An 18,381-nucleotide genomic window follows, 5' to 3' on the forward strand; every position below is an offset into this window, starting at 1 on the left:
GGTCCTGATCCCCCCGGATATGGATGGAGTGCGACCGGCGTTCGGCCGGTGTGTAGCGCCCCCGGGAAACAGGGGTGGCGTCCCCGGGCGGTCGTGAAGATTTATCACGGCCGTCACGGGACACCATGGGACATTCTGTGGTGCACACCACAGGCATAAGAGGACATAGAGCCCCGCCCGGAACGAATGACCCGAATGACTTGGGTGGATCGTTACTCGGATCTGAGCGTCCGTTGAGCGAACAGGAGCCGCCCACCCGTCGGGGTGGGCGGCTCCTGTTTTCCGGAGGCTGCCTACGGCATCAAGGTCTCGACCAGGGATTCCTGGAGGGCGCCGAGCCAGAGGTAGGCCATCACCATCGGCTTGCGCGGATCGGTGTCCGGGAGGCGGTAGAGGGAGCCCTCCTCGCCCTGGTCCTCGTCGGCGACCTCCAGCCGGGTGCCGATGGTCAGCCGCAGGTCGTTGAGGGTGCCCAGCCAGTTGCGGCACTCGTCACCGGTGAGGGTGAGGACCGCGCCGCCGTCCCCGACGGGCGAGAGCGCGTCCAGGGTGCGCACGGCGGCGACGGCGTCGTCGCGCTTGCGCGAGCGCAGGTCCATCTCGGTGAAGCGGCGGAACTCCGCGGACAGCGCGCGCAGCTCCTCCTCCGGCGTTCCGCCGTCGGCGGGCCGGTCGGGGCCGTTGTAGGCGTCCGGGAAGAGCCGGGCGAGCGCCGGGTCGGAGGGCGGCTTGCTGGGACCCTCGGCGAAGAGGGCGGCGAGCGGGTCCTCTCCTTCGGCGGGCTGGTCGCCCGGGCCGATCAGTTCGAGCAGCTGGACGACGAGGGAGCGCAGGATGGAGATCTCGACCTCGTCGAGCGCGACGGCCGCGCCGCCGCCTGGGGTGGCCTCGAAATGGCCGGCCATGGATTCTCCGATGGTGGGTCGAGCGGGGCGGGTGGGGGCGGGGCGGGTGGGGGCGGGGCGGGTGACGCTCGCAGGGGTCAGTTGCGGTCCTGGGTGAGGGTGGCCCACAGCCCGTACCCGTGCATGGCCTGGACGTCGCGCTCCATCTCCTCGCGGCTCCCGCTGGAGACGACGGCGCGACCCTTCTGGTGCACGTCCAGCATGAGCTTGTGGGCCTTGTCCTTCGGGTAGCCGAAGTAGGCCTGGAAGACGTAGGTCACATAGCTCATCAGGTTGACCGGGTCATTGTGGACGAGCGTCACCCACGGGACGTCCGGCTCGGGGACCGCGAAGGTCTCCTCGGCCGAATCGGGACGTTCGATCTCTAGCGGGGTAGCAACGCTCACCTGTCCCATGCTGCCACCCGGGCGGGTCCGGCGCACAAACGGACCCACATCTCGTCACTTTGACGAATAGGGGGTAGCATCTCAGCCATGAACACAGCGGACCTCGGGCGACGGGTCGGCGTTCCGTCGACCGCGCTCTTCACCGACCAGTACGAGCTGACCATGGTGCAGGCGGCCCTCAAGGCCGGCACCGCCGACCGGCACTCGGTCTTCGAGGCGTTCACCCGCCGGCTGCCCGAGGGGCGGCGCTACGGTGTCGTCGCGGGCACCGGGCGGGTGCTGGACGCGGTGGAGAACTTCCACTTCGACGACGAGATGATCGGTTTCCTCCGGCAGCAGGAGATCGTCGACGAGCCGACCCTCGAATGGCTGGCCGGATACCGCTTCAGCGGCGACATCTGGGGCTATCCGGAGGGCGAGGTCTACTTCCCCGGCTCCCCGATCCTGCGGGTGGAGGGTTCCTTCGCCGAGTGCGTGCTGCTGGAGACGGTGATCCTCTCCATCCTCAACCACGACTCCGCCATCGCCGCCGCGGCCTCGCGGATGTCGGCCGCCGCCGGGGGCCGCCGACTGATCGAGATGGGCGCCCGGCGCACCCACGAGCTCTCCGCGGTGGCCTCGGCCCGCGCGGCGTACGTCGGCGGCTTCGACGCCACCTCCGACCTGGCGGCGGGCTTCCGCTACGCGATCCCGACCGTCGGCACCAGCGCCCACGCCTTCACCCTGCTGCACGACACCGAGCGCGACGCGTTCCGGGCGCAGGTGGACTCGCTGGGCCGGGGCACGACGCTGCTGGTCGACACCTACGACGTGACCGAGGCGGTCCGGGCGGCCGTCGAGATCGCGGGGCCCGAGCTGGGCGCCGTGCGGATCGACTCCGGGGACCTGCTGCTGGTCGCGCACCGGGTGCGGCAGCAGCTGGACGAGCTGGGGGCGACAGGCACGAAGATCGTGGTGACCTCGGACCTGGACGAGTACGCCATCGCCTCGCTGGCCGCCGCGCCGGTGGACGCGTACGGGGTCGGCACCCAGCTGGTCACCGGGAGCGGGCACCCCACCTGCTCGATGGTCTACAAGCTGGTGGCCCGCGCCGGCTCGGCGGAGCCGGACGCCCCGCTGGTGCCGGTGGCGAAGAAGTCGCTCGGCGCGAAGTCGTCGAAGGGCGGTCGCAAGTGGGCGGCGCGCCGGACCGATGAGCACGGCGTCGCCGAGGCCGAGGTGATCGGCACCGGCCCGGTGCCCGCGTCGGCCGGCCGGCCGCTGCTGGTGGAGCTGGTGCGCGGCGGCGAGGTGCTCGTACGGGAGCCCCTGGAAGCCGTCCGCGAGCGGCACGTGGCCGCGCGCTCGGAGCTGCCGATGTCGGCGATCCAGCTGTCGCGGGGCGAGCCGGTGATCCCGACCGAGTACGCCTGAGCACGCGTGAAGTACGCCGGTGAGCACGCCGGAGAACTCCCGGGAACGGCTCGGGCGGCCCGCGGTGGGCCGCCCCGGCCGTCCGGACCGGCCGGGTCCGGAACCGGGGGTTTGGCCGACGGGCTTGATTGTGACGTTCCAGTGCCTAGGCTCGAACCCTCGGACCCACCCGGGCACCCCCGTCCCGGCCGCACCGCTCCGGCTTCCACCCCATCCGCTCCCGCCCCCACCGAAGGACACCCGCCATGCACCGCGCATTGATCGTCGTGGACGTTCAGAACGACTTCTGCGAGGGCGGCAGCCTCGCGGTGGCGGGCGGTGCCGACGTCGCCGCAGCCATCACCGACCTGATCGGCGACGCCCAGCCCGCCTACCGCCATGTGGTGGCCACCCGTGACCACCACATCGACCCGGGCGGCCACTTCTCGCCGAACCCGGACTACGTCGACTCCTGGCCGGTGCACTGCGTCGCCGGCACGGAGGGCGTCGGCTTCCATCCGAACTTCGCGCCCGCCGTCGCCTCCGGTGCGATCGACACGGTGTTCGACAAGGGGGCGTATGCGGCCGCGTACAGCGGGTTCGAGGGCTCCGACGAGAACGGGACCGGCCTCGCCCAGTGGCTGCGCGACCGCGAGGTCACCGAGGTCGACGTGGTCGGCATCGCCACCGACCACTGTGTGCGGGCCACCGCGCTGGACGCGGCCCGTGAGGGCTTCGTCACGCACGTGCTGCTCGATCTGACCGCGGGCGTGTCCGGGGCGACCACCGAGCGGGCCCTGGCGGAGCTGCGTACGGCGGGCGTGAAGCTCTCCGGCACTCCCGTCGTCGCGTCGTAGCCCTCTCCGGCCGCCGGATATCCGTCGGGACCCGGCAGCGCCCTACGCGGCCGGGCGGGCCGGTCCGGCGTACCCGCCGGGGCCCAGCAGCGCCCTGATCGGGTGCCACAGCTCCTGGCACGACGACACCGGCCCGGCCGCCTGACGCCCCAGGCCGCCGGGGAGCGCGGACGGGTCCGCCGGTGGCGCGGCCCGCCACAGCAGCCCGTCCGGATGGTGCAGCACCGCCGTGACCTCGTCCGGCGTCGGCGGCTGGTCGTTGCCGCGCAGATAGACCGCCCGCAGCCCCAGATTGCGCAGCCTGGTCAGGGCGCGCGCCCGGTTCACCGCGTGCACCAGCACCCGTACCGGGGCTCCGGGCCCGGCTTCCGTACCGCCGCAGGATCCGGTGCCGTCGGCCGGTCTGGTCAGGGTCAGGGCGACCACCACCGTGCCGTTCGGCAACCTGCAGAAACCTCCGCCTGCCATGCTCCGCGCTCCCCCGTGAGACGTCGTGTCAATAAGGATGTGAACAAGACGCACCTAAACACGATCGGCCGCCGCCCGCTAGAGGGCGACGGCCGATCATGCTTTGACCTGCGGTTTTACTTGATCAGCGACCCGAGGGGCTGACCAGGACGGTCATCGTCTGACCATTGAGCGGCTCGTGCACGATGGAGATGCGGGTGTTCGTGTCAGAAACCTTGACACTGCCCGTGGGGTTCTCCTTGTACCAGTAGGTGCCCTTGCGGTCGTCGAAGACCGGGTTGCCCAGCGCGGGCTTGATCTTCAGCGGAACGTCCGCGTTGTGGAGCGTGAAGCCCTTGTTCGGGTACCAGCTGAACGGCGCGTCGAACGGCTGGATCTTGTTGCGCAGGAGCGAGCCGTCCTTCCACGTGAGCGGCTTGGCGTGCGCGTCGATCGGCAGGATCAGACCCTGGCCCGGGTGGACCGAGGTGTTGTTGTCCTTCTGGGAGGTGTCCCAGAGCCAGACCAGCAGACCGGTCTGGTACGAGTAGTGCTCGACCCAGTCCGGACGGGTGGTGGAGAAGCCGAAGTTGTACGGGCCGACCTTCAGGGTCTCGTCGTACGAGACGTACTGGCGGTTCTCCGCGATGTAGTACTGCGGGTAGTCCTGGGTGAAGGACTCGCCGACCCGCGAGAAGCCCTTGGCCGTCCAGCCGTTGTCGTCGCCCTCGGCGTTGTCCGCGAAGAGCTCGGAGCCGTCGGCCGTGATGGTGATGGCGTCGGCCGCGAAGCCCTTGCCGCCCGCGCCGCCGTCCGTCTGGTAGCGGAAGCGGAGGTCGACCTTCTTGCCCGCGTAGGCGTCCAGCGGGAAGGAGAGCTTCTTGTAGTCGCCCGAGACGTCGGTCAGGGCCGGCTTGTCACTGGCGTCGCGCGGGATGGCCTTGCCGTCGGCGGTGCCGTCGAGCGCGGTCCAGCTGGTGCCGCCGTTGTCGGACACCTCGGTGTAGAGGTAGTCGTAGTCGGCCTCGATGTCGTACCAGCCCGAAAGGTCCAGCGTGGCCTTGGACTTGCCGGTCAGGTCGACCGAGCGGGTCAGGGTGTTCGACAGGTCGTCGCCCATGTCGCTCCACCACTGCTTCTCGCCCTCGGCGGGCTTGACGACGGTGGTGGTGACGGCCTTCTCCGGCAGTTCGACGACGAGCGCCTGCGGGTTCTTGGTGTTGTACTCCGAGACGCCCAGCTTGTGCAGCGAGGTCTTGCCGGCCTTGGCCTTGTCGTAGTCGAGCCAGCCGAGCTGGAGCTTGTCCCACGAGGTCATGTCGCCCGGCAGGTTGCCGATCTCGCCCTGGCCGGTGCCGAGCCAGGAGCCCGCCGACATCAGGGACCAGAAGCCGACCGAGTTCTCGCCGCCGCCGGAGGTGTCGTACAGGTCCGGCAGACCGAGGTCGTGGGCGTACTCGTGGGCGAAGACGCCCAGTCCGCCGTTCTCGGGCTGGACGGTGTAGTCGCCGACCCAGATGCCCGTGTCGCCGATCTGGGCGCCGCCGGCCTTGTTGTCCTCGGGGCCGGTCGCACCGGCGTTGGTGCCGTACGCGTACCAGCGGTGCGCCCAGATGGCGTTCTCGCCCTCGGCGCCGCCGCCGGCCGACTCGTCCTCGCCGGCGTGGACCAGCTGGAAGTGGTCGATGTAGCCGTCGGGCTCGTTGAAGTTGCCGTCGCCGTCGAAGTCGTAGCGGTCCCACTGGTCGTACTCGGCCAGGTTCGCCTTGATCTCGGCGTCGGTGCGGCCCTTCGCCTTCTGGTCGGCGACCCAGGCGTTCACGCCGTCGCGGACCGCGTCCCACACGTTGGCGCAGTTGGACTGGCCGCAGTAGTTGGAGCCGTAACGGGCCTCGTTGTAGGGGACCTTCACCCAGTCGGAGACCTCTCCCTCGACCGAGTAGCGGCCCGAGGAGGTCTTCTCGTAGTAGGTCTTGAGCGAGTTGACGCCCTTGCCCTCACCGAAGTAGAGCTCCTGGAAGTGCTCCTGGTTGTAGTCGTCCTTCCAGGCGGTGCTGTTGTCCTTCTTCGGGTCCGGCTTGGCGATCTCGTTGTGCGCCGGACCCGGGGTGCCGCCGTACTTCTTGACGGGCGGCTTGGGGCCGTCGCCGTCGGGGTCGAACATCGTGGTGTCGTCGACCTCGTCGCCGAACTCCAGCAGGATGGTGAAGATCTTGTCGGTCTTCTCCCGGCCGAGCTCCACGTACTTCTTGTCGCCGAGCTTGACGACCTTGGAGCCGCTCCGGTTCGCGACCTTCTTGTCCCCGGACAGCACCTGCTCCAGCGCGGCCTCGCGCTGGGCGGCCTGCTGCTCGCTGAAGGGGCCTTCCAGGTTGTGCTCCACATGCCCCTTGGCCGGGGCCGGGTCATGGCGGTCGACGGTGGCGACACCGGAACCTGATGAGCTGTCATGCGCCTGGGCGGTGGCGAAGGTCGACGCCGTCGCAGCGGTCGCAGCCATGGCCACGACAACGGCGGCGGTACGAAGCGCCCGTCTCTGATTGGTCACTTGATGCAGTCCTCCCCGGGCGTCCGCGCAGCGGCCAGGGGGGTATGGAGCGGGCCGCGCGCGTAAACGCGTCACAAGTGACGACATTCGATCGGAGTTATGAGAGAAAAGACAGACCTTGACTTGAACAGACCAAGTGCACTATGCGGAGCACTCATCCGGTATGCGGACGGTATGAGAAGGGCATGGGAACGGTAAAAGAACCACCGCCCGCCCGGACCAGGCCGTCCGCGGCTTCCAACAGGCGCGCTCCCCTGTCCGGTTGGTGAGAGACGTGACTCCGTGCGCCCCCTGTGCACCGGTACCGTGGGTTAGGTCACGCTTACTACCGGTCCGTGTCGGGCATCCACCGTCGTAGGGTCGTTCGGCGCGTTCCACCGTGTCGACCGCCCGCCCATCCGACGTCCCGAGGACGGAAACCGTCATGCCGCGTCCGACTGCCGCACAGTTCGCCTACGGTTCGGCCACCGTCGTCGTCACGACGCTCGCCCTGCTGCTGCTGTTCCGCACGGAGTCCGGCATCGGCGTGGCCGCCGTCGGCGCGACCGCGCTGGCCCTCGGCCTGCTGGTGGCCGTACGCCTGCCGCTCCCCCGCCACCGCACGGCGGAGGGGACCGCGCGGCCGGCGAGCGCCCACGCCGCCCGGACCCACCACGCCCTGGAGAGCATCGGGGTCCGGGAGCGCGTCCCGGCGGGCGGTTCGTCCGCGCGGGTGGACGAGCACTCGGTGCGCCGCTAGCGGTCCGCTAGCGGGCGACCACCACGACCGTCTTCGCCGCCTTGTCCTGGAGCCCCTGCCGGTAGGGCTTGTCGGTGAACATCAGCACGATGTTGATGAGCCACCACAGGCACGGGCAGCACAGCAGCGCCGGGGCCCACAGCACGACGGCCCGCATCAGCGCGGCCCCGGTGTCGGGCACCCGCCCGTCGTTGAGCATCGCCACGCGCAGCTTCAGCAGCCGCTTGCCCACCGTGCGGCCGTCCTTGTGGGTGAAGTACGTGTCGTAGGCGACGTAGACCACCAGGCCGATGATCGACCACAGCAACTGGTGCCCGCTGTACCCGCTGGCGACCGCGTCGCCGAACCCGTCGTCGCCGTCCCCGTTGACGTCGACCGCGCCGCCCCAGGGCAGTGAGATCAGATACAGCGGGATCGAGATGATGAGGAAGTCGATGAGCCGCGCCAGGATCCGCTTGCCGGGCTCGGCGAGCGGCGGCATCCCGGCCAGCGGATCGGGCGCCCCGAAACCACCGCCGCTGCCGTACGGGTCGTTCGGCGGGGGCGGAGGCGGCGGCGGGGGCGGCGCACTGCCGTACGGCTGACCCTCGGACGGCGGCGAGGGCTCCTGCGGCTTCTTGAGGAACGGATCGTCGTCCTCGGGCGGCTGGCCGGGCGTCGGCTGGTCGTTGCTCATGGGGGCAGTGCATCCCGCACCACCGGGGCCCGCAACGGCTCAGGTGCGTTCGGGGGACGCGGGGCGGCATACGAGTCTAAACGGGCATGTCGCCACGCGCCCGGCCACGCGCCCGGCCACGCCTCCGGCCACGCTTCCGGCAGTCGGTCCGGCAGTCGGGTGACCCGCTCAGCCGGCGACGAACGTCCGGGCGGCCTTGTCGTGCCAGCACTGCCGCCAGGGGCGGTCGATCAGGCACCAGAGAACGTTGACCACACCGATGACGAGCAGCCCCAGCACGCCGTAGACGAGCCAGCGGCGCAGGGCCGCGCCCAGGGACGGGGCGTCATGGGACTCGATGTCCCGTACGTCGAGCCCGAAGAGCTTCTTGCCCAGCGTCCGGCCCCACTTGGCCGTCGGCAGCGCCTCCAGGAGGAAGCCGAGCAGCAGGAACGCGGCGAGCAGCGCACCCAGCAGCGCCCCGGTGGTGGAGTCCAGCAGCCAGACGGTGACGGTCTCCCCCGTCTCCTTCGCCGCGGTGATCTTCCGGTCGATGTGGTCGAGCGCCCGGGTGGTCAGCGGCACGGCCACCGCGCCGACGACCGCGCCGAGCACGAGGTTGTCGACCAGCCGGGCGGCGAACCGCTTGCCGAGACCGGCGGGCCGGGCCGAGGCCTGGTTGCGGGCGAGTTGCTGGAAGGGGTCGTCGACCGGCGGCTTCCAGGGCACGACGGGCTGGTCCGCGCCGAGCCCCTGGTTCTGGTGCGGCAGTTGGTGCTGCTGGGGCGGCTGGGACTGCTGCCGCGGTTCGGGCTGGGCCAGTTGGTGGACCTGCTGCGCCCAGGAGGCCGAGCCGCCGCCGGGGCCGGGCGTCAGGGGCGTGTGCAGGGCCGCCGGGGGCTCGGGCGCGGGAGCCGCCGGGGACGGCGTCACGGGCGTGGCGGCGGGGGCCTGGACCGGCCCCTGCCGCACTTCCTGCGGGGCGGGCGCGGGAGCCGGGACGGGGGCGGGAGCCTGGGCCTGGGCCTGGGCCTGGGCCTGCGCGACCTGCTGCGGCTGGGACTGCTGTGCTTGCCGCGCCTGCGGTGCCTGCTGTGCCTGCTGCGCCGGGGACTGCGGTACGTGCGGCGACTGAGCCCGGGCCGGAAGCGCGCGGGGCTCCGGGGCCGGGGCGATGCTGTTCTGCGGCGCGCCCACGTTCTGCGGGCCCTGCGGCGTACCGGAGTTCGGCGGTACGGCCCGGGGCGCCGGGGCGCTCCCCCGTACCGCCTTCGACTGCGGCCCCACCGCGCGGATCGTGACCGTCCCGTCGGCCGGCGGACGGGGCCCGGCCTCCTCGGCGGGCCGGCCGCCGCTCTCGCGCATCCCCGGCAGCGCGCCGCCGGTCGGGTCCTGGGCCAGCGGCGCCCTCGGGTCGGCGGACTGCGCCGGGCGGCCGGGGCCCGCGGGCTCCTGGGCCGCTCCGCCCCACTCCACCCGGCGGTCCCGTTCGCCGCCGAAACCGCTCTGGCGTGCGGCGTCCGCCTGCCAGACAGACGCGGCGTCACCGCCGGCCGGCCGGTCCGCGGGGGCGGCACCGGGCGTGCCGGGCCCGGCCGGGGCGCCCTGACCGGACCGGAGGCCGTCCTCCTCGTCGAAGAAGATCGGCCCGGTCTCCTCCACCGGCGCGGTCCGCCCACCGGCCGCCGGGGCGGGGGCGGTCGCGGCCGGTCCGGTCTGCCGGGGCGCGGGGCGGCTCGTACCCGGGACCCAGGACGCGCCGTTCCAGTACCGGACGTAGCCGGGGATGGAGGGGTCGGGGTAGTAGCCCTCGCGGGGGCTTTCGTCACCGGGTGCCGGAGTTGGCGCGCTCATCAGCGGGTCCCGTATCTCTTCGAGGCCTCAGGCCGTCCCCGCCGGGCGGGCGGACGGCCTCAATACAAGGGTCCACATCTATCAGACAGCCGCCCGCCCCCGGGCCGGTCCACCTGTTTGGGACCACTTTCGGGACGGCCCGAAGTTTTTTTGAGAAGTCGCGTAATAGGTGGCGGGGAGGGCGCTCTCTCCTTGTGCGGGACGGTCACGGGACCGGCCCATGAGCACCGGAAGGTCGTGCATTCTGATGATGAGCATCGTGGAACGTGAGCTGGAGCTGCGCCTCGTCCTGTCCCCCGAGCGGTCCATCCCGGTACCCGCCCGGCTGACGTATCGCACCGACGACCCGTACGCCGTGCACATCGCCTTCCACATCGGCTCCGAGTCCCCCGTGCACTGGACGTTCGCCCGGGAGCTGCTGGTGGAGGGTGTGTTCCGGCCGTGCGGGCACGGGGACGTACGGATCTGGCCGACGAAGGTCGCGGGCCGCAGCGTGATCTGCGTGGCCCTCACTTCCCCCGACGGCAACGCCCTGCTGGAGGTGGGCTCGGCCGCCGTGGCCGCCTGGGTGGAGCGGACCCTGCGCATCGTGCCGCCGGGCACCGAGGGCGACCGGCTCGGCCTCGACGATGCGCTGGCGGAGCTGTTGGCCCCGCTGCCGGCCGACGACCTGTGGCTGAGCGACCCGTGGTCGGCGGACGAGTCGCCGACCCAGGACGGTGAGGTGTGAGGGCCGCCGCGAGAGGCGGTGTTCAGAAGAGCTTGCCGGGGTTGAGGAGACCGAGCGGATCGAAGGCGGCCTTGACGGAGCGCTGCAGTTCGACGCCGGTCTCGCCCAGTTCGCGGGCGAGCCACTCCTTCTTGAGGACGCCGACGCCGTGTTCGCCGGTGATGGTTCCGCCGAGTTCGAGACCGAGCGCCATGATGGCGTCGAAGGACTCGCGGGCCCGGCGGGACTCGTCGGGGTCGTGGTGGTCGAAGCAGACGACGGGGTGGGTGTTGCCGTCGCCCGCGTGGGCGCAGACGCCGATGGTGAGGTCGTACTCCTCGGCGATGGCGGCCGTGCCCGCGAGCATCGCGCCGAGCTGCGAGCGCGGTACGCAGACGTCGTCGATCATCGTGGCGGACTTGACGGTCTCCAGCGCGGTGAGCGACATCCGGCGGGCCTGGAGGAGGAGTTCGGACTCGGCCGGGTTATCGGCGGGGACCACTTCGGTGGCCCCGGCGGCGGTGCAGAGCTCTCCGACGGCGGCGAGGTCGGCGAGCGGGTCCGGGGTGTCGAAGGCGCAGAGGAGGAGTGCCTCGGTGGTCTCGGGCAGGCCCATGGAGGCCATCGCGTTGACGGCACGCACGGTCGTACGGTCCATCAGTTCGAGGAGTGACGGGGTGTGACCGCGCTCCATGATCCGGCACACAGCGTCACAGGCGGCGGCCGCGGAGGGGAACTCGGCGGCGAGGACGAGCTGCTGGGGCGGCTGCGGTTTGAGCGCGAGGACGGCCTTGACGACGATTCCGAGGCTGCCCTCCGAGCCCACGAAGAGCCGGGTCAGGTCGTATCCGGCGACGCCCTTGGCGGTGCGGCGGCCGGTGGTCAGGAGTCGCCCGTCGGCGAGGACGACCTCCAGGCCCAGCACGTACTCGGCGGTGACCCCGTACTTCACGCAGCACAGACCGCCGGACGCGGTGCCGATGTTGCCGCCGATGGTGCACGTCTCCCAGCTGGAGGGGTCCGGCGGGTAGTACAGACCGTGTTCGTTCACAGCGCGTGAGAGCACCGCGTTGACGACGCCCGGTTCGACGACGGCGATCCGGTCGACCGGGCTGATCTCCAGGATCCGGTCCATCTTCACCAGCGAGAGCACGATGCAGCCGTCCGAGGCGTTGGCCGCGCCGGACAGGCCGGTACGGGCGCCCTGCGGGACGACCGGGACGCGCAGCGCGGTGGCGGTGCGCATGACGTGCTGGACCTGCTCGACCGTGCGCGGGAGCACCACGACGGCCGGGGTGCCGGCCTCGCAGAAGCTCGCCATGTCGTGGGCGTAGGACGCGGTGACGTCCGGATCGGTGATCAGCGCCTCGGGAGGCAGTCCCGCGCGCAGCCGTTCGAGGAGATCGCTCATGATCCAAGCGTGACACCCGGGGCCAAAGGTGTGAACCCGTGGGCGGCAACGATCCCAAGGCGCGGTGTGCTCGTATGACTGACGCACAGTGATGGCCATGGATGTCATGCCCCAGCAGGATCCCGGGTCCCGCCGACCGCCCGAGCAGTCCTCGCAGGACCCCTACGCGATGCCCGCCGAAGGCGCCACCGCCGTGCCCCCGCCGCCGCCCACCCTGCGGACGACGCTGCGACGGGCCGCGGTCGGCGCGGTGGCGGCCGGGGTGCTGCTGGCCGGGGCGCTGGTGGCGGTGGACGACGGGGAGGGCGACGGGCCGAAGGAGCCGGGTCCGGTCGAGCGGGCCGAGGCGGCGACGACCGCGGGCTCCCCCGCCTCGCTCTCGGACCTCACCGCGCTGATCGGGGACCGGCAGAAGTGGGTGGAGTCCCATCCGGAGGACGCCCCGTCCCTGGCGACGCTCGGCACGGCGTACGTGGAGTGGGCGAGGCGTTCGGCGGACACCGCGTACTACGCCCGCGCCGAACAGGCCCTGAAGCGTTCGCTGGAGGCGCGGCCGGGCGAGCGGGGCAACGGGGAGGCGTGGGTGGGCCTGGCGGCCCTGGCCAACGCCCGGCACGACTTCCTCGCGGCGAAGCGGTGGGGCGAGACGGTACGGAAGCAGCAGCCGAAGAGCTGGAGCGTGTACCCGGTCCTCATCGACGCGTACACCGGGCTCGGCGACCAGAAGGCGGCGACCGCGGCGACGGAGAAGTTCGGCGAGCTGCGCAAGGGCGTTCCGGCGCTGGCCCGCACCGCCGATCTGTACCGGGGCCAGGGCTGGCGGGAGGACGCGCTGGCCACCGCCCGGGAGGCGGCCGACCGGGCGACGCAGCCCGCCGAGAAGGCCGAGGCGCTGCACCGGCTGGGCGAGCTGGCCTGGGAGCGGGGCGAACCGGAGGAGGCGGTGGCGCAGTTCGACGCGGCGCTGCGCACGGACGCCGGTCACCACCCCGCGCTGGCGGGCCGGGCCCGGGCCCTGGTGGCGCTGGACCGCACCGACGAGGCGCTGGCCGCGTACCAGAGCGCGCTGGAGCAGCTGCCGCGCCCGGAGTACGCGCTGGAACTGGGCGAGCTGTACGAGTCGCTGGGGCTGGACGGTGACGCCCGCACCCAGTACACGAAGCTGCGGGAGATGGTGGCGGAGGCGAAGAAGGCCGGGGCCGACGAGTCCCTGGTGCTGGCCCGCTTCGAGGCCGACCACGGGGAGCCGGAGGCGGCGGTGGAGCTGCTGCGGGCCCAGTGGCGGGGGCAGCACCGCAGCGCGGCGGTGGCGGACGCGCTGGGCTGGGCGCTGCATCGGGCGGGGAAGTCCGAGGAGGGCCTGGAGTACGCGGAGCGGGCCGTCGACACGGGCGTACGGAACGCCTCGTACGCGTACCACCTGGGCGTGATCCAGCGGGAGCTGGCGGACTACGGTCCGGCCCGCCGGAATCTGGAGCAGGCCGTGCGCACCAACCCGGCCTTCTCGCCGCTCGCCGCGCCGCTGGCCCGGGAGGCGCTGGACGCGCTGGGCGAGCCGCCGCCGGGCGGGCCGGGCGACATGCAGCCGCCTCCGCCCCCGCCGCCGGCCCCCGAGCCCACGCCGGAGCCGAAGCGGGAGCAGGAGAAGAAGCCCGAGGCCCCGGCCCCGGCTGCCTCGAAGACGGCAACCGCCCCTTCGGAGTCCCCGTCGCCCACCGCGTCGCCCTCCCCCTCGCCCGCCGCGGCGAAGAGCCCGTGAACCGGAGGACGTGAAGCACAGGGCGTCAAGCGCAGGCCGTGAACGGCGAACGCCGCCGTGGTCCGAGGTACTGCCTCGGACCACGGCGGCGTTTCCGCACCCGAAGGCGCAGGTCAGAGGTTGCCGCGCTTCTCCTGCTCGCGCTCGATCGCCTCGAACAGGGCCTTGAAGTTGCCCTTGCCGAAGCCCATGGAGCCGTGGCGCTCGATCATCTCGAAGAAGACGGTCGGCCGGTCCTGGACCGGCTTGGTGAAGATCTGCAGCAGGTAGCCGTCCTCGTCACGGTCGACGAGGATCTTCAGCTCGCGCAGGGTCTCGACCGGCACCCGGGTCTCGCCGGCCCACTCGCCGAGGGTGTCGTAGTACGAGTCGGGGGTGTCCAGGAACTGCACACCGGCGGCGCGCATCGAACGGACCGTGGAGACGATGTCGTTGGTGGCGAGCGCGATGTGCTGGACGCCGGCGCCGCCGTAGAACTCCAGGTACTCGTCGATCTGCGACTTCTTCTTCGCGATGGCCGGCTCGTTGATCGGGAACTTGACCTTGAGCGTGCCGTCGGCGACAACCTTCGACATCAGGGCGGAGTACTCGGTGGCGATGTCGTCGCCCACGAACTCCTTCATGTTGGTGAAGCCCATGACCTGGTTGTAGAAGCCGACCCACTCGTTCATCCGGCCGAGCTCGACGTTGCCGACGCAGTGGTCGATCGCCTGGAAGGTGCGCTTGGCGGGCGGCTCGACGATCGGGTTCGCCGCGGCGAAGCCGGGGAGGTAGGGGCCGTCGTAGCCGGAGCGCTCGACCAGCGTGTGGCGGGTCTTGCCGTACGTGGCGATGGCCGCGAGGACGACGGTGCCGTGCTCGTCCTTGACCTCGTGCGGCTCGGTGATGCCGCGTGCGCCGTGCTCGACCGCGTACGCGTACGCGGCCCGGGCGTCCGGGACCTCGATGGCAAGGTCGACGACGCCGTCGCCGTGCGCGGCGACGTGGTCGGAGAGGAAGGTGCCCCACTCGGTGGACGCCTTGATCACGGAGGTGAAGACGAAGCGGGCCGAGCCGTTGGTGAGGACGTAACTCGCCGTCTCGCGGCTGCCGTTCTCCGGTCCGGAGTAGGCCACGAGTTTCATGCCGAAGGCGGTCGAGTAGTAGTGCGCGGCCTGCTTGGCGTTGCCCACGGCGAAGACGACCGCGTCCATTCCCTTGACCGGGAAGCGGTCGGCCTGCGCTGCGGTTTCGGGGCTGGTGTGCAGAGTCTCAGTCATGTTCGAAGGCTCTCCCCACATCGCAAGGTGCGCAATAGTTCGCGTATTCACTGGGCAATATGCCCAGTCGAACGCCATGATGGCCGGACTATCTGTACAGGCTGACCATCGGAGGCAGGCCCGTGGCGATCGATCATCTGGACGGCCGGCTCATCGTGCTGCTCGCGCGTGAGCCGCGCATAGGCGTCCTCGAAGCATCCCGGCGGCTCGGGGTGGCGCGCGGGACCGTGCAGGCGCGGCTGGACCGCCTTCAGTCGAATGGCGTCATCCGGGGGTTCGGCCCCGACGTGGACCCGGCGGCGCTCGGCTATCCGGTCACCGCGTTCGCCACGCTGGAGATCAAGCAGGGCCAAGGGGCCGACGTACGGGCCCATTTGGGCGGCGTACCGGAAGTGCTGGAGCTGCACACCACCACCGGGCACGGCGACATGTTCTGCCGGCTCGTCGCCCGTTCCAACGCCGATCTTCAGCGGGTGATCGACCGGGTTGTCGGATTTGATGGCATTGTCCGGGCCTCCACGGCGATCGTCATGGAGAACCCGGTTCCGCTGCGGATCATCCCGCTGGTGGAACAGGCGGCCGAGGACACCGACTGAGCGAAGGGCCCGGGAGGCCGGCCGAGCCGAAGGAGTGCGTGTGAGCTTCTGGGAGTATCTGAACACCCGCCACCAGCAGCTCCTCACGGACGCGTTCCAGCACGTCAGCGCGGTCTTCCAGTGCATGGTCATCGCCACCGTGCTGGGCGTGGTCATCGGGGTGGTGAGCTATCGCAGCGGCTGGGGCGGCTCGCTGGCCATCACCTCCACGGCGACGATCCTGACCATTCCGTCGCTCGCCGCGATCGGTCTGCTGATCCCGCTGGTCGGCCTGGGCGTCGCACCGACCGTGATCACCCTGACCCTGTACGGGCTGCTGCCGATCGTCCGGAACTCCATCGTCGGACTGCGGGGCGTCGATCCGTCGCTGGTCGACGCGGCGACGGGCATCGGGATGTCGCGGCTGGCGCGGCTGTGCCGGGTGGAGCTGCCGCTCGCCTGGCCGCCGATCCTGACCGGGATCCGGGTCTCCACCCAGATGCTGATGGGCATCGCCGCAATCGCCGCGTACGCCTCCGGGCCCGGCCTCGGCAACGAGATCTTCCGCGGCATCGCGTCGCTGGGCAGCGCCAACGCGATCAACCAGGTCCTCGCGGGCACGCTCGGCATCGTGGTCCTCGCCCTGCTCTTCGACGCCGCGTACGTCCTGCTGGGACGGCTGACCATCCCGAGGGGGATCCGTGCCTGAGACCGAGACCGGCGCTATCGCTGTGGAGGAAGGGGCCGAGGCCACCTCCGGGGCCACCATCCAGCTGGAGAACCTCACCAAGAAGTACCCGGGAAACCCGAACCCGGCCGTCGACAACGTCTCCATGGAGATCAAGGCCGGCGAGACGGTGATCTTCGTCGGCCCGTCCGGCTGCGGGAAGTCCACCACCCTCAAGATGATCAACCGGCTGATCGAGCCGACCTCGGGCCGGATCCGGATCGGCGACGAGGACGTCACCGACATCGACCCGGTGAAGCTGCGCCGCAAGATCGGGTACGCGATTCAGTCCTCCGGCCTCTTCCCGCACATGACGGTCGCGGACAACATCGCGCTGGTCCCCAAGATGGTCGGCTGGTCCAAGTCCCGGGTGAAGGACCGGGTCGAGGAGATGCTCGACCTGGTGGGGCTGGACCCGCGCGAGTTCCACGGCCGCTATCCACGTCAGCTCTCCGGGGGCCAGCAGCAGCGGGTGGGCGTGGCGCGGGCGCTGGCGGCGGACCCGCCCGTCCTCCTCATGGACGAGCCGTTCGGGGCGGTCGACCCGATCACCCGCGACCACCTCCAGGACGAGCTGATCCGGCTCCAGCACGAGCTGCACAAGACGATCGTGTTCGTCACCCACGATTTCGACGAGGCGATCAAGCTCGGCGACCGGATCGCCGTACTGCGGGAGCGGTCGCACATCGCCCAGTTCGACACCCCCGAGGCGATCCTCACCAATCCGACGGACGACTTCGTCTCCGGTTTCGTCGGCGCGGGCGCGGCCCTCAAACGCCTCAACCTCACCCGCGTACGGGATGTGGGCATCGCGGACTTCCCGACGGTGACGGTCGAGGACCCGCTCCAGACGATCTTCAACAAGCTGCGCAACGGCCCGCACAACGAGCTGCTGATGCTGGACCGGCAGAACCGCCCGTACAAGTGGCTGCGGCGCGGCGACCTGATGCGGGCGCGCGGTTCGCTGGCGCGGGCGGGGCAGCTGGTGCACGACACGGTGACCCGGGACGCCACGCTGCACGATGCGCTGGAGGCGGTGCTCACCGACAGCGGGGGCCGGGTCGCGGTGACCGGGCGGCGCGGCGAGTTCATCGGGGTCGTCGACATGAAGACGCTGATGGACAACGTGCAGGAGCTGCTGGAGGCCGACCGGCTGACCGCGATGGAGCACCAGCACGAGCTGGAGGAGCAGCGCGTCCACCAGACGGAGCAGGAGCTGGAGGGGGGTGGCGGCGGAGCATGAGCCCCAGCCACCAGTCCGGCTCCGGCAGGGAACCGGCCACCCCGACCCGGCCGCCGGGCGAGCACGACGTCAAGGGCCACGCGTTCCACGACGAGGAGAGCGACCCCTCCCCCGCTCCGGCCGCCCCGGCGCGCCGGATCACCTGGCGGAAGCTGGTGCTCCTGCCGGCGGTGCTGGTGGTCGTCCTGGTCATCACCTACGTGTGGATCACCAACATCCACCTGGACTCGATCGCGGAGAACTCGCTGACCGGCGGCAACGTCCAGCTGCGCTGGTGGCAGCACGTACGGCTGACGGCGATCTCCACGTTCTGGGTGCTGATCATCGCGATCCCGCTCGGCATCGCGCTGACCCGGCGGCGGCTGCGCAAGGCGGCCCCGGCGTTCACGGCGCTGGCCAACATCGGGCAGGCGACCCCGGCGATCGGTCTGCTGGCGCTGCTGGTGATCTGGCTGGGCATCGGCCCGCGGACCGCGATCATCGGCATCGTGATCTACGCGGTGCTGCCGGTGCTCTCCAACACGGTGGCGGGGCTGCACGCGATCGAGCCGAACATGATCGAGGCCGCGCGCGGCATGGGGATGTCCGGGCGGGGCGTCCTGCTGAAGGTGGAGCTGCCGCTCGCGGTGCCGCTGATCCTGGCCGGCGTCCGGACGGCCCTGGTCCTGAACGTCGGTACGGCGACGCTGGCGACGTTCGGCGGCGGCGGCGGGCTGGGCGACCTGATCACCTCGGGGATCCAGACGCAGCGGATGCCGGTGCTGATCATCGGCTCGGTGCTGACGGTGGTGCTGGCGCTGCTGGTGGACTGGCTGGCCTCGCTGGCCGAACTGGCGCTGACGCCGCGCGGGCTGGAGGAGCGGTGAGGACGACGACGTACGGAATCCGGGTCCTGGCGGCCGCGTCCTTGCTGCT

Annotated in this window: 17 protein-coding genes; 9 read left to right on the forward strand and 8 right to left on the reverse strand. The window is 71.2% G+C overall.

Annotation, left to right across the window (positions count from 1 at the left end; genetic code table 11):
* Positions 1-293: 293 nt before the first annotated feature.
* A complete protein-coding gene (locus KV381_RS12680) occupies positions 294-905 on the reverse strand; it encodes a DUF2017 domain-containing protein (RefSeq protein ID WP_193463308.1) in 612 nt (203 codons plus the stop codon).
* Positions 906-982: 77 nt separating this feature from the next.
* A complete protein-coding gene (gene clpS / locus KV381_RS12685; RefSeq protein WP_010062069.1) occupies positions 983-1,300 on the reverse strand; it encodes an ATP-dependent Clp protease adapter ClpS in 318 nt (105 codons plus the stop codon).
* Between the two features lie 78 nt (positions 1,301-1,378).
* On the opposite strand from clpS, the gene KV381_RS12690 reads away from it, so the two are divergent.
* Together KV381_RS12690 and KV381_RS12695 are read left to right on the forward strand one after the other, a co-directional pair.
* On the forward strand, positions 1,379-2,704 hold the full coding sequence (locus KV381_RS12690) for a nicotinate phosphoribosyltransferase (RefSeq protein ID WP_098026418.1): 1,326 nt from the start codon (positions 1,379-1,381) through the stop codon (positions 2,702-2,704).
* Positions 2,705-2,949: 245 nt separating this feature from the next.
* The gene (locus KV381_RS12695) at positions 2,950-3,540 is read left to right on the forward strand and encodes an isochorismatase family protein (RefSeq protein ID WP_030087618.1); all 591 of its coding nucleotides are present in this window, start codon (positions 2,950-2,952) and stop codon (positions 3,538-3,540) included.
* Positions 3,541-3,582: 42 nt separating this feature from the next.
* Here the strand turns inward: KV381_RS12695 and KV381_RS12700 are convergent, their stop codons facing one another.
* Together KV381_RS12700 and KV381_RS12705 are read right to left on the reverse strand one after the other, a co-directional pair.
* On the reverse strand, positions 3,583-4,008 hold the full coding sequence (locus tag KV381_RS12700; RefSeq protein ID WP_030087616.1) for a hypothetical protein: 426 nt from the start codon (positions 4,006-4,008) through the stop codon (positions 3,583-3,585).
* A 124-nt stretch (positions 4,009-4,132) separates the two neighbouring features.
* Positions 4,133-6,535: an immune inhibitor A domain-containing protein gene (locus KV381_RS12705; RefSeq protein ID WP_030087614.1), complete on the reverse strand. Its 2,403-nt coding sequence runs from the start codon at positions 6,533-6,535 to the stop codon at positions 4,133-4,135.
* 424 nt (positions 6,536-6,959) lie between these two features.
* Here KV381_RS12705 and KV381_RS12710 point away from each other — a divergent pair, with 424 nt between their 5' ends.
* Positions 6,960-7,274 carry a hypothetical protein gene (locus tag KV381_RS12710; RefSeq protein WP_030087612.1) on the forward strand — a complete coding sequence of 105 codons (315 nt, stop codon included), beginning with the start codon at positions 6,960-6,962 and terminating at the stop codon, positions 7,272-7,274.
* A gap of 7 nt (positions 7,275-7,281) precedes the next feature.
* Here the strand turns inward: KV381_RS12710 and KV381_RS12715 are convergent, their stop codons facing one another.
* Both KV381_RS12715 and KV381_RS12720 read right to left on the reverse strand, forming a co-directional pair.
* Positions 7,282-7,950 carry an RDD family protein gene (locus KV381_RS12715; protein WP_030087610.1) on the reverse strand — a complete coding sequence of 223 codons (669 nt, stop codon included), beginning with the start codon at positions 7,948-7,950 and terminating at the stop codon, positions 7,282-7,284.
* 168 nt (positions 7,951-8,118) lie between these two features.
* On the reverse strand, positions 8,119-9,783 hold the full coding sequence (locus tag KV381_RS12720) for an RDD family protein (RefSeq protein ID WP_218785232.1): 1,665 nt from the start codon (positions 9,781-9,783) through the stop codon (positions 8,119-8,121).
* Positions 9,784-10,030: 247 nt separating this feature from the next.
* Here KV381_RS12720 and KV381_RS12725 point away from each other — a divergent pair, with 247 nt between their 5' ends.
* Positions 10,031-10,513: an SsgA family sporulation/cell division regulator gene (locus tag KV381_RS12725; protein WP_030087605.1), complete on the forward strand. Its 483-nt coding sequence runs from the start codon at positions 10,031-10,033 to the stop codon at positions 10,511-10,513.
* A gap of 22 nt (positions 10,514-10,535) precedes the next feature.
* Here KV381_RS12725 and KV381_RS12730 read toward each other — a convergent pair whose 3' ends face one another.
* Complete coding sequence (locus tag KV381_RS12730) at positions 10,536-11,903, reverse strand: FAD-binding oxidoreductase (protein WP_030628981.1); 1,368 nt, start codon at positions 11,901-11,903, stop codon at positions 10,536-10,538.
* Positions 11,904-11,994: 91 nt separating this feature from the next.
* On the opposite strand from KV381_RS12730, the gene KV381_RS12735 reads away from it, so the two are divergent.
* Positions 11,995-13,662, forward strand: a complete 1,668-nt coding sequence (locus KV381_RS12735) for a tetratricopeptide repeat protein (protein WP_373307623.1) — start codon at positions 11,995-11,997, stop codon at positions 13,660-13,662.
* Between the two features lie 113 nt (positions 13,663-13,775).
* Here the strand turns inward: KV381_RS12735 and hppD are convergent, their stop codons facing one another.
* Entirely contained in the window at positions 13,776-14,921 is a 1,146-nt protein-coding gene (gene hppD, locus KV381_RS12740; protein ID WP_030087601.1) for a 4-hydroxyphenylpyruvate dioxygenase, read from the reverse strand.
* A gap of 122 nt (positions 14,922-15,043) precedes the next feature.
* Here hppD and KV381_RS12745 point away from each other — a divergent pair, with 122 nt between their 5' ends.
* The 4 genes from KV381_RS12745 to KV381_RS12760 are packed head-to-tail and all read left to right on the forward strand — an operon-like array spanning position 15,044 to position 18,332.
* Complete coding sequence (locus KV381_RS12745) at positions 15,044-15,517, forward strand: Lrp/AsnC family transcriptional regulator (RefSeq protein WP_003968841.1); 474 nt, start codon at positions 15,044-15,046, stop codon at positions 15,515-15,517.
* A gap of 40 nt (positions 15,518-15,557) precedes the next feature.
* Entirely contained in the window at positions 15,558-16,205 is a 648-nt protein-coding gene (locus KV381_RS12750) for an ABC transporter permease (RefSeq protein ID WP_030087600.1), read from the forward strand.
* Complete coding sequence (locus KV381_RS12755) at positions 16,198-17,466, forward strand: betaine/proline/choline family ABC transporter ATP-binding protein (protein WP_218785233.1); 1,269 nt, start codon at positions 16,198-16,200, stop codon at positions 17,464-17,466. The genes KV381_RS12750 and KV381_RS12755 overlap by 8 nt, the downstream gene beginning before the upstream one ends.
* Positions 17,463-18,332 carry an ABC transporter permease gene (locus KV381_RS12760; RefSeq protein ID WP_218785234.1) on the forward strand — a complete coding sequence of 290 codons (870 nt, stop codon included), beginning with the start codon at positions 17,463-17,465 and terminating at the stop codon, positions 18,330-18,332. Before KV381_RS12755 ends, KV381_RS12760 begins: the two co-directional genes overlap by 4 nt.
* Positions 18,333-18,381: the final 49 nt, after the last annotated feature.

The organism is Streptomyces sp. WY228 (assembly GCF_019287315.1).
Classification (GTDB): domain Bacteria; phylum Actinomycetota; class Actinomycetes; order Streptomycetales; family Streptomycetaceae; genus Streptomyces; species Streptomyces caviscabies.